The organism is Siminovitchia sediminis (genome assembly GCF_042680885.1).
GTDB classification, from domain to species: domain Bacteria; phylum Bacillota; class Bacilli; order Bacillales; family Bacillaceae_C; genus Siminovitchia; species Siminovitchia sediminis.
This window is the reverse complement of the sequence record NZ_JBHUEO010000019.1, coordinates 92989-103851: the sequence shown is the minus strand read 5'-3', so window position 1 is coordinate 103851 and position 10863 is coordinate 92989. Positions and strand designations below refer to the sequence as shown.

At 41.5% G+C, this 10863-nt stretch carries 9 protein-coding genes, 2 pseudogenes and 1 other annotated feature; of the genes and pseudogenes, 8 read left to right on the top strand and 3 right to left on the bottom strand.

The features are described from left to right. Nucleotides 1-138 precede the first annotated feature (138 nt). The 5 genes and pseudogenes from ACFSCZ_RS08815 to ACFSCZ_RS08795 all read left to right on the top strand — a co-directional run bounded on the left by ACFSCZ_RS08815 (nucleotide 139) and on the right by ACFSCZ_RS08795 (nucleotide 1780). A complete protein-coding gene (locus ACFSCZ_RS08815; RefSeq protein ID WP_380773539.1) occupies nucleotides 139-315 on the top strand; it encodes a MerR family DNA-binding transcriptional regulator in 177 nt (58 codons plus the stop codon). After that, nucleotides 282-395 (top strand): annotated as a pseudogene (locus ACFSCZ_RS08810) (MerR family transcriptional regulator); the annotation flags it as partial. The gene ACFSCZ_RS08815 and the pseudogene ACFSCZ_RS08810, both read left to right, overlap by 34 nt. Nucleotides 396-467: 72 nt before the next feature. Further along, nucleotides 468-596, top strand: a complete 129-nt coding sequence (locus ACFSCZ_RS08805) for a hypothetical protein (protein WP_018708802.1) — start codon at nucleotides 468-470, stop codon at nucleotides 594-596. Nucleotides 597-690: 94 nt separating this feature from the next. Next, the gene (locus tag ACFSCZ_RS08800) at nucleotides 691-900 is read left to right on the top strand and encodes a TipAS antibiotic-recognition domain-containing protein (protein WP_342664529.1); all 210 of its coding nucleotides are present in this window, start codon (nucleotides 691-693) and stop codon (nucleotides 898-900) included. Continuing rightward, nucleotides 884-1780, top strand: coding sequence for a DUF2268 domain-containing putative Zn-dependent protease (locus ACFSCZ_RS08795; RefSeq protein ID WP_033826649.1), 897 nt, complete (start codon nucleotides 884-886; stop codon nucleotides 1778-1780). Before ACFSCZ_RS08800 ends, ACFSCZ_RS08795 begins: the two co-directional genes overlap by 17 nt. Before the next feature lie 290 nt (nucleotides 1781-2070). On the opposite strand, the gene ACFSCZ_RS08790 is transcribed toward ACFSCZ_RS08795, so the two are convergent. After that, complete coding sequence (locus ACFSCZ_RS08790; protein WP_380773534.1) at nucleotides 2071-2688, bottom strand: LysR family transcriptional regulator; 618 nt, start codon at nucleotides 2686-2688, stop codon at nucleotides 2071-2073. Between the two features lie 266 nt (nucleotides 2689-2954). After that, nucleotides 2955-3653: an SDR family oxidoreductase gene (locus tag ACFSCZ_RS08785; RefSeq protein WP_380773533.1), complete on the bottom strand. Its 699-nt coding sequence runs from the start codon at nucleotides 3651-3653 to the stop codon at nucleotides 2955-2957. Between the two features lie 145 nt (nucleotides 3654-3798). Between ACFSCZ_RS08785 and ACFSCZ_RS08780 the strand changes: the two are divergent. Both ACFSCZ_RS08780 and ACFSCZ_RS08775 read left to right on the top strand, forming a co-directional pair. Continuing rightward, nucleotides 3799-4380 (top strand): annotated as a pseudogene (locus ACFSCZ_RS08780) (TetR/AcrR family transcriptional regulator). A 230-nt stretch (nucleotides 4381-4610) separates the two neighbouring features. Beyond that, the gene (locus tag ACFSCZ_RS08775) at nucleotides 4611-5528 is read left to right on the top strand and encodes a DMT family transporter (protein WP_380773532.1); all 918 of its coding nucleotides are present in this window, start codon (nucleotides 4611-4613) and stop codon (nucleotides 5526-5528) included. Nucleotides 5529-5921: 393 nt separating this feature from the next. Here ACFSCZ_RS08775 and tyrS read toward each other — a convergent pair whose 3' ends face one another. Beyond that, a complete protein-coding gene (gene tyrS / locus ACFSCZ_RS08770; protein WP_380773531.1) occupies nucleotides 5922-7229 on the bottom strand; it encodes a tyrosine--tRNA ligase in 1308 nt (435 codons plus the stop codon). Between the two features lie 4 nt (nucleotides 7230-7233). Then, nucleotides 7234-7452, bottom strand: a binding site (T-box leader). Nucleotides 7453-7562: 110 nt separating this feature from the next. Between tyrS and ACFSCZ_RS08765 the strand changes: the two genes are divergently transcribed. Then, on the top strand, nucleotides 7563-10526 hold the full coding sequence (locus ACFSCZ_RS08765; protein ID WP_380773530.1) for a transglycosylase domain-containing protein: 2964 nt from the start codon (nucleotides 7563-7565) through the stop codon (nucleotides 10524-10526). Nucleotides 10527-10863: the final 337 nt, after the last annotated feature.

Genomic DNA, 10863 nt, shown 5'->3' with positions numbered 1-10863 from the left:
CTTCCCGAACCTCCATTACATCAGTTCTACCTACTTCTCCAGTTTAACTGATGGGAGGGGATATAGACGGAAAGTGTTCATTTCTATCGAGCAAATACTGTTCAATTTAGTCTAGCAGTTACAAGGAGGCGCAAAGTGATGGATATGAAGGTAAAAGAAGTGGCAGAATTGGTTGGTGTTAGTATTCGTACACTTCATCATTATGATCAGATTGGATTGTTGTCCCCAAAAGAAATCACTGATTCTGGTTATCAGAAGAAAACCTTGAAACATTACAACAAATTTTATTTTTCAAGGAACTTGGATTCACCTTAAAGGAAATTAAAAAGATTATTAACAGCCCCTCATTTAACCGACAAGAAGCATTGATTTTACAACGAAAAATGTTGATTGAGAAACGAAATAAAGTCGATAAAATGATTGAAACCATTGATAAGACGATTAAACATATGGCGGGAGAAATACAAATGACGAATGAAGAGAGGTTTGAGGGAATTAATGTTGGATTCAACAAATTTGAAAAAGAGGCTCGTTGCCGTTGGGGAAATAAATCTATCGATGAGATATACACAAAACTAAAGGATTGTCCAAGATGAACAAAATGATTTACCTTATAGATGGGATATGATCTTCAATAAACTTGCATGGCTTCGTGATCAATGCCCCAAATCCTAAAAGGTACAACCAACAATTAAAGAATGGTATGACTTTTTAAATAAAAACTTTAGTAACTACTCCCTTGATACCTTTTATGGATTAGGTCAACTCTATATTAATGATGAACGTTTCACAAAAAATATAGATCAGTATGGTGAGGGTTTAGCAAAACTCATGATTGAGGCGATGAAGGTCTTTACGAATAATCAAATAAGAGGTGGTAGCAATGAAAATAATAATTGAGGATACCATTGAACAATACGAAAAATTGTTTTCAATGGAAGAAGATAAAGAAAATTTTTATCGGTACTCAATGATGAAGCCCTTTGAAAAGATGTGGAATATGATTAATGTTCCATTAAAGGCTAAGCAACCTAATGGGTATGATGTAATAATGGCTACAAATATGCTTGGTTATCTTAATGTATCAGATACTCAAATTGGAAGACAAGCATTAGAAAGTTTAAAAGAAATTCAGGCTCTTCAAACAGCACATAGCACTTTAAATCATTGTATTAATTTTATTGAAAAAAATAATATAAATATTAATGCTGATGAATTGAGATTTGGTATGTATATAGCTGACCCGAAGAAGCTCGAATTACAAAAAGGTTATTGTGGTTTTGGAGGAATTCCAGGGTTTATTCAAGTATCTATTTACCCAAACTCCTATAATATTCCAAGGATTCCTGCTGTAATTGCACATGAATTCCATCATAATATCCGTTTTTCATATTTTGATTGGGATCATGGAGACGTTACCGTTGGTGATTACTTAATTATAGAGGGTTTAGCTGAGTCATTTGCAAAAGAACTTTATGGAGAAGATCTTTTAGGACCTTGGGTTACATCTTTTGATAAAGAGGACTTGGAATATTCAAAAGAAGTTATAAAGGATGCTTTAGATATTAAAGGGTTTGCTGAGGTCAGCAGTTATATGTTTGGTGATACCATTGCAAAAGAACAAGGCTATCAACCTGTTGGCTTATCACCATTTGCTGGTTATGCAGTAGGCTACCAAGCAGTACAATCTTTCATGGAAACCAATAATGTGGGGATAGTAGAAGCTACCTTACTTGGCACAGATGAAATACTAAGCAATTGTGGACTGTTTTCTAAATAACCTGTTTGTACTAATGAAGGCATTACTGCGATCCTAGTTTTGGATGAACCAACCAACTTTCTGGACGTTTTTTGTATTGAAGCGTTAGAACAATATTGCTTTACCCCAAATTTAATTTCATTTTGTAATACATTTTCGCAATACGCAGCACGTGCTAAAGGTGTCGGTGATAACGTGTTATGTCATGATGACCAATATAATATACACCAGAGTCTGCTGCGCGGTGAATATCACTCGTCATCTCCGACCGATCCACATCTTCTGATCTATTAATAACCTCAGTCGAAGAATCAAATAGATAAACTGCTTCGAAATGGACAAGATGGATTGGTCATAACTAATTTTTCATCATGGAGGTCTGCTAAATAGACCTTTTCTTTATTGGCCAAAGGATGTTCTTCAGGAGCGAGCAGTACAAATTTTTCCGAAAAGACCGCTTCAAATTGAAAACCTGTCCTATTTGTTGGTGCTGCACAGATAGCTGCATCAATTTCATCCTTTATAACCATATCCGTCAGTACTTTACTGCCATGAATTTGCAAGCTCAATTGGACTTTTGGATATTGCTTATTGAATATCTTCAGTAAGGGCGGAAGCCTGTAGCTGGCCATCGGTTCCATTACACCGATTCTTATGTTTTCTGATTCACCATCAATCAGTTCATCCATTGAACTTTTAAGATTGTCAAACGATTGTAATAGGAGTTCGCTCTTCTCATTCAACATTTGCCCCGCTTCGGTTAAACGCAAATGATTTCCCCGTTCAAATAAGACGACGCCCAATCCGCTTTCCAGCTTCTTAATGTGAGAAGTAATCGTTGATTGGGCATAATTTAATTTTTCTGCCGCTCGCTGAAAACTTCCGTACTCAACAATTGCTTTAAATGATTTAATTGTCCGTAAATCCAACGATGTCTCCTCCCATACCGCTTGTAACCTTATTATTTTAATCTATTCCGATTTGTTTACTTGGTTATATTCGTATTATCATACGATGATTAACCGGTTGTCAATAAAGATATTGGGGGTATTTTCCAAATTTCCTTTAAAGAGAATTGGTTGCGTTTTAACGATCGGCAGGCACCAACAAAAAAGGGCATCCTTTTAAGTGTACGGCATCAAAAAAGAGCTGCCCAAAAATGGAGGCAGCTCCTTATAAAAATGGATCCTTTATTTTACACCGGTCTGACTGTAATTTCATTGACATTTACATAACCGGGCTGCGTGAGGGCATAGACCACAGCGTTGGCAATGTCGTCTGCCTCAAGCTTTTTCCGATCGCCAAAACCGCCGCTCAGGCGAGTGTCTACCATACCGGGAGAAATATTGGTTACGCGGACTCCAGTTCTGGCAAGCTCTTTTTCCAAACCTGTTGAGATCGCACGGACGGCAAACTTGGTTGCGCTGTAAACCGTACTCATTTTTGTAACTTCTAACCCGGAAACTGAAGCGATGTTAATGATATGGCCGCTTGAACGTTCTATCATCGAGGGCAGTACAGCATTTATGCCGTATAAAACACCTTTGATATTTACATCAATCATTTGCTCCCACTCATCAACTTTTCCTGACTGAACCGTCCCCGTCAACATTTGGCCGGCGTTATTCACAAGAATGTCAACGGACCCGAATGCCTCATCCGCTTGCTTTATAACGTTTTCTGCATCTGCCCTTTTGGATATGTCTGCTTGAACGGCCAGTGCCTTTCCGCTTCCGTTCCGGTTGATTTCCTGCTCCGCTTCTCTCAGCTTATCCACCCTGCGTGCAGCCAGAACAACATTGGCTCCTTCAGAGGCCAATACTTTGGAAATCGCAGCTCCGATTCCACTGCTTGCACCTGTAACCACCGCTGTTTTATTTGCTAATTTTCCCATGACGACTCCTCCTCTTCCATCAATTATTGACAGTGTACCACTCGGGTTCAACAAAATAAACATTTTATCCTAATTGAGAAGGGTCAAGCAATTTTCTATTAAGTAAACGTTCATTGAATAATAAAGTAATATAGGGAATTTAAAAATACCTTGTACAACTGAAGAAAATAATCGTATTCGCCAAGCAGCCAAAGTTAAAATCCGTACTGCTGCCATGGAGTTATTTACAAAACAGGGGTATTACGCTACTTCGATCAGCCATATAGCGAAATGAGCGAGCATTTCCAAAGGGCTGCTCTATTAAAGGCAAAGAAGAACTGCTGTCCGCATTGGTTGAAGCCGGAATCGGTGAAGTGGCTGAAGTGATGACAAAAGGCAGTCTCCCAGGAAACTCCAAGAGAGCAGCTTAAATATATTATCCATCATGCGATTGATCATATTTGCAAAAATCCTGAAACCCACCGGTTTTATCTTCACTTGCAAACTCAGCCTGAAGCAGATCTAGAGTTGATTAAATACAATCAACTTATTATAGAAGAAAACAAACGACAGTTCGAGCTGCAATGTAAAATATTTGAAAGTATGGGGGGGAAATCTCCAAGGAAGCGATCGTTATATTATTATCTGTACTGCAAGGTACGATGTTAATGATATCCACTTACCCACAGAAATTTCCGGGGGAAGAATAAAGAAGCAAATCATAAAAGAGTTTTGTCGTGAGCTTTAACAAGTGAACGTATTCCTTGCTGCTTTGGCATCTCATTGGGGGAATGCCCTATTTCAGCATAACCGATTATGAAATTCATGCTATTTTCATCTTTTCAAAGGCTTGATTACTCCTCATAAAGGGGTGATTGACTTACCAAGTTTTTTAATGGATGATGATGCTATGTTCATAGAACCCCTGACAACAGGCTTTCCATGAACAACTATTATTCTTGCAAAGGCGGGGAACACATGACAAGGCTTCATACTGCAGGAGACCGTTCATTTGCCACCGGCATAGCCCTAGTGCTGACAGGAGCCTCATTATGGGGGATATCCGGAACGGTTGGCCAGTTTCTATTTCAATATTATCATTTTACTGCGGAATGGCTTGTTGTCGCCCGTCTGCTGTTATCCGGTATTTTATTATTATTCATTGCCTACAAAAAAGAAGGTACCCGCATTTGGACTGTATGGAAAGAGAAAAAAGACGCTCTCAGCCTGATAGGGTTCAGTATCTTTGGGATGTTGGCAGTCCAATATACCTATTTTGCAGCGATTGTTCACAGCAATGCGGCTACCGCTACTGTTCTCCAGTATTTGGGACCGGTTATTATTACCCTCTATGTGGCTGCACGCGGAAAACGGCTGCCTACTTCGAGAGAAGCCATAGCCGTTTTACTGGCGGTCATCGGCACTTTTCTGCTTGTTACGCAAGGTAATTTTAGCCAGCTTAGTATATCGGGCTGGGCCTTGTTTTGGGGACTGGGCTCAGCAGCCGCTATGGCCTTTTATACTATCCAGCCGTACAATCTATTAAAAAAGTGGGGATCTTTAATGATTGTCGGATGGAGTATGGTTGCAGGAGGAATCGGTTTCAGCTTTATCCATCCCCCTTGGCGTCTGGCCGGCAATTGGTCTCCAGCTTCAGGTCTCGCTGTTTTCTTTATTATTATTTTAGGAACACTCGTTGCCTTTTACTGTTATTTGGAGAGCCTGAAATATTTAAGCCCCGCGGAAACCAGCCTGTTTGCTTCCGTCGAACCATTATCGGCTGCTTTTACATCCGTCCTCTGGCTCAAGGTCCCATTCAGCTTTGCAGCATGGGGAGGCACATTTTGTATCATAGCCACCATCGTTCTTTTATCCCGCGGCAAATCGAGGAAGTAAATGTTGTTTTCAGAGCCACTCGCCTTTTCATAACAGACTGCTTTCACATATGATGTCTTAAGGGGGGAGTTGGGTGGATGAAGATACAGCGAGCCGGATGTCTGTTCCCGGGCTACCGGTGGTGCGGACCGGGATGCAGCGGGCCTGGGGCTCCTTTAAATGATGTAGATGCCTGCTGCATGAGACACGATTTATGCCTTCGAAGAGGGGTGCATCCTTGCATTTGTGACGAACGATTCCTGCGATGCCTGATGCGCAAACGCAATCCAAACACTCAAAAAGGGCGTATCGCAATCCTCATGTATATGTTCATGAAGATCAAAACATCGGCATTATGCCCACATTACAGACCATAGCAAAGCCGGCTTCGAATGAACGAAACCGGCTTTTTTTCTATTCATACCGTATCATAAAATACTTCTTCTTCCCGCGGCGGATGATTGTGAATAACCCGCCTAATTTATCAGTATCACTCAATTCATATTGAATATCTCTGACCCGCTCTCCATTGATCAAAACAGCTCCATTTTGAATGTCCTCCCTTGCCTGGCGGCGGGACGGTGAGATTTTGGCTTCGACGAGGATATTGACAAGTCCTGTGTCCCCACCTTTGTGTATATATGAAGGAACGTCTTTAAAGCCCTGCTCAACTTCTTCAACTGAGAGTTCTTTTATATTGCCGCTGAAAAGAGCTTCAGTTATGCGAATCGCCTGCTCGAGAGCTTCTTCCCCGTGAATTAAGCGGGTCATTTCTTCAGCCAGTGCTTTTTGAGCTTTTCTCAAGTGAGGTTCTTCCTGCAATGATTTTTCAAGTTCTTCAATTTCCTCTCTAGAAAGGAAGGTGAAATATTTTAGATATTTGACGGTATCTGCATCTGCTGTATTAATCCAGAACTGGTAAAATTCATACGGTGTTGTCTTTTCCGGATCCAGCCAAACGGCTCCGCCTTCTGTTTTACCAAATTTAGTTCCATCTGCTTTTGTAACAAGCGGTATAGTCAGGCCGTATGCTTTCGCATCTTCACCAGCCATCTTACGGATGAATTCCAGGCCGGTTGTAATGTTCCCCCACTGGTCACTTCCTCCGATTTGCATTTTACACCCGAAATTTTTATACAAATGAAGGAAATCAATTGCCTGCAAAAGAGTATACGTAAATTCAGTAAAAGAAATTCCGGTTTCCAAACGAGTGGCGACAGTTTCCTTTGCCAGCATATAATTGACCCCGATGTTCTTACCATAATCACGCAAGAAGGTGATGAGATCCATTTTCCCCTGCCAGTCAAAGTTGTTAGTCATGATAGCTGCATTGTCACCTTCAAAGTCAAATATTCTTTGAAGCTGTGCTCTAATCCCTTGCACGTTCTGGTCTACCTGTTCAAGTGTCAGAAGTTTTCTTTCCTCTTTTTTTCCGCTTGGATCCCCTATCAATCCGGTTGCGCCTCCAACAAGGACGATGGGACGATGGCCATATTGCTGAAAACGCCGCAACGTTAGAAATGGCAGCAAATGACCGATATGCATGCTGTCAGCAGTCGGATCGACACCGCAGTATAATGATATTTTCTCTTGATCAAGCAATTCTTTAATACCCTCTTCATCTGTTTGCTGGTAAATGACTCCCCGCCATTTCAGCTCTTCCAGTAATGATTCCAAATGATTTCCCTGCTTTCTTTTTAAAATAAAAACGCCCCTTCGCATCAAACGAAGGGACGATGAATATCGCGTTACCACCCAACTTGGGAAAAAAATTCCCCACTCTAAGAAAATAACGGTTCAGTACCGTTTGCCGCTACCCTTTTAATTTCACGGCAAAAGCTCCCGAATGTAATTCGCCGCATGCTGTTTGTACCGGTTTGCACTAACCACCGGCTCTCTTCTAAACAGGGACAGCCTGACTACTTTATCCGTTCATTGCTTTATATCCTATTGTATGAAAAATATTGTAGCCATTTTCACCAATATTGTCAAATTCCTCCGAAAAAACCAACACCCTTGTGCTATAATAGGAATGATTTTGGGAGGTATTGGATCATGCATCAGTTTTTTCATACATTGCGAAAACGGACCAAAGCCCTTGCTGATAAACTGGAGGCTGGAGATATCAGGAAAAAGGCAAGGATCACCTATGGAGTCTTTTGGAATATTATTCTTATCACAACCATATTGCTGTTTTTGGGAGGAGTTTTTGCCGGAGGCGTTGGAGCGGGTTACTTTGCTTCCCTGGTTAAAGATGAAAAAGTTCGCCCTGCCGACAGCATGAAGAAAGACATTTACCAATATGAAGAGTCCTCTAAATTGTATTTCGCGGACAATATTTATCTTGGCAAACTGCAATCCGATATTGACAGGGAAGAAGTGGACATTCATCAGGTTTCCGACTATTTGAAAAAAGCCGTCATCGCCACAGAAGATGAGTATTTTTATGAACATGATGGTGTGGTTCCAAAAGCTTTGATGAGAGCTGTGTATCAGGAATTAAGCAATTCTGCTGTCCAGACAGGCGGAAGTACATTGACACAGCAGCTCATTAAGAACCAGATCTTAACAAATGAAGTATCATTTGACCGAAAAGCAAAAGAAATTTTACTGGCACTTCGTTTGGAAAAGTTTCTGGATAAAGATGAGATACTGGAGGCCTATTTAAATGTCACGACATTTGGCCGCAACTCATCCGGTCAAAATATTGGTGGGGTTCAGGCTGCTGCAAGAGGAATATTTGGTGTAGATGCCAATGATTTAAACTTGCCTCAAGCTGCTTTTATTGCAGGATTGCCTCAAAGCCCATTTATGTATACACCATTCGCCCAGGGAGGCGGATTGAAAGAGGAAAAACAGCTGGAACCCGGTCTGAACCGGATGAAGACAGTCCTCTATCGTATGTATCGGGAAAATTATATTACAAAAGAAGAATATGATAAGGCCCTGGCATATGACATCGTCGGCGATTTCATTGAGCCGCAGCCAAGACCGTTTGAAAAATACCCTTGGCTTATGACAGAGATTGAAGAACGCGGAATTAAAATCTTGACTGAAATTCTTGCAGAAAAGGATGGTTACAATAAAGAAGACCTTGAAAAGGATAACGGCAAGCTGAAAGGTAAATATCAAACACTTGCGGAAAGGGATATTCGCCAAAATGGCTATCACATTCACACAACTATTAATAAGGAGATATACGACAAATTCCAAAAAATTAAAGATGAGTACAACAATTACGGTTATACAAAAGTAAGCAAAGTAAAAAATGAAGAAACAGGCAAAATGGAAGAGGTTATTGAGCCGGTTCAAATAGGTGCTATCCTGATCGAGAATAAAACCGGTAAGATTTTAAGTTTTGTCGGCGGACGTGATCATAGTGTAGAAGCGACAAATCACGCAACCAATGCAAAGCGGCAAAATGGATCAACCATGAAACCATTGCTCGTGTATGCTCCTGCGATAGAAATGGGATTGAGTGCACCGGGAGCGGTAGTGGCAGACATCCCGATCTCTGTTGGAGGGAAGGTATTTAAAAACTATTCTACCGGACGGTATTATGGCCTTGTATCCTCCCGAAAAGCATTGGCCTATTCGTATAATGCGTCAACGATTTATACGTATTTAAAAACAATTGATAAAGAACCATATAAATATGTGGAAAAAATGGGTATCACCACTTTAACAGACACTGATCGCACTACCTATGCCGCTGCGCTCGGAGGTATTGAACAAGGGGTCACTGTCGAGGAGAATACAAATGCATTTACCACTTTTGCAAATGGCGGCAAATTTATCGATGCGTATATGATCGAAAAAATTACAGATGCCGATGGAAATGTTGTTTATGAACGTAAGTCCAAACCCGTAGATGTTTTCAGTCCGCAAACGGCTTATCTCATGACTGACATGATGAGGGATGTCTTCAAATATGGGACTGCAGCTGCGGTACCCGGAATGTTAAAGTTTTCTGCTGATTGGGCCGGAAAAACGGGGACGACGACAGGACCAAATGATGCATGGCTCGTTGGATCAAATCCGAATGTCACATTTGGAACATGGATCGGCTATGGCCAGCCCGCTCCCCTGTCCAGCGACGGCAGTGAAAGCAGACGGAATTACGGCATTTGGGCAAGCCTGATCAATGGAGCATATGATGCTGTACCTGATCTCATAGCTCCAAGCGAAAGATTTAAGATGCCGGGAGGAATTGTGAGCCGCTCCTATTGTGCAATATCCGGATTGCTCCCATCGGAAGCTTGTTCGAGCCTTGGTTTAGTGGAGTCAGATATATTTAACGCCAAGTTTGTACCTACAAAAGTGGACGATAGTCTGGGTAATGGGCGTTATGTGACGATCAACGGCAAAAATTATATGGCCCTTCCCGAAACACCTGAGGAATTTACGAAACCCGGAGGAACTCTCAGTCCTGAATTTGTAAAGCGCATATCACTCGGGATGTCCATTGATCCTTCCCTTTTGATTCCGCCAAATGATTCACGATGGAAAAATCTCCTGGCTGCAGGCGCTGTTCTCAAAGATGACGGGAAGGCACCGGCTGCTGTGAAAGCAGCGATTTCAGGGAATACCATCTCATGGAGTCCTTCCTCCAGCAAAGATGTGGTCGGATATCGGATATACTCCGAATCAGGGAATAAAGTGGCCTCCGTATTAGCAGACGGTACCTTAACGCATAAAGTTGGAGACGGAATCTATTACGTTGTAGCAGTAGATATTGCAGGAAGAGAATCTTCCCCTTCCAACGACCTGGGTGCACAACTAAAAGAGAACGGAGAAGAGGAAGCTGAAAAGACTGCAACTGCGGTAGAAAAGAAGAAGCAAGCTGAAAAAGATAAAGCAGAAGCTGAGAAAAAGAAGCTTGAAGAACAAAAGCAGCTAGAAGAACAAAAGAAAAAAGAAGAGGAACAAAAACAGAAGCAACAAGAAGAACAAAAGAAAGAGGAAGAAACAAAGGAACAACCGGATCAGCCAGAAGAAAAAGAGGATGGGGAGGAATGAACGCCCCCTCCTCTTTTTTGTTCTTACGTTCATCAAGCGTCTGAAACCCCCCCTTGGGTGCTGTCCTCCCAAATGTTTGGAAAGCTAACTGCGCACCATTAGTACTTTTTAATGCAGTTTGAAACAAATATATACGTAAAAAGCTGTGACAGCCCAGTAACTGGCCATCACAGCTTTATTAAGTGATGGCAGACCATTTAGCCCAGCTGCTTTCTAGTCTTCCATGGTTGACAAATCTCCGACAGGCAGACGGTGCGGAAAAAGTTGTGTAAATAAGTTTCAAATCAATCCTCCTTGGCGTAATTAGGATAAACAATTTTGCTAAGGATGATTTTTC

What these genes read in the sequence shown, in the direction of transcription:
- ACFSCZ_RS08815 (WP_380773539.1), top strand. Translation starts at nt 139, where the DNA reads ATGGATATGAAGGTAAAAGAAGTGGCAGAATTGGTTGGTGTTAGTATT.
- ACFSCZ_RS08805 (WP_018708802.1), top strand. Translation starts at nt 468, where the DNA reads ATGACGAATGAAGAGAGGTTTGAGGGAATTAATGTTGGATTCAACAAA.
- ACFSCZ_RS08795 (WP_033826649.1), top strand. Translation starts at nt 884, where the DNA reads ATGAAAATAATAATTGAGGATACCATTGAACAATACGAAAAATTGTTT.
- ACFSCZ_RS08785 (WP_380773533.1), bottom strand. Translation starts at nt 3,653, where the DNA reads ATGGGAAAATTAGCAAATAAAACAGCGGTGGTTACAGGTGCAAGCAGT.
- ACFSCZ_RS08775 (WP_380773532.1), top strand. Translation starts at nt 4,611, where the DNA reads ATGACAAGGCTTCATACTGCAGGAGACCGTTCATTTGCCACCGGCATA.
- tyrS (WP_380773531.1), bottom strand. Translation starts at nt 7,229, where the DNA reads ATGCGAAGGGGCGTTTTTATTTTAAAAAGAAAGCAGGGAAATCATTTG.
- ACFSCZ_RS08765 (WP_380773530.1), top strand. Translation starts at nt 7,563, where the DNA reads ATGCATCAGTTTTTTCATACATTGCGAAAACGGACCAAAGCCCTTGCT.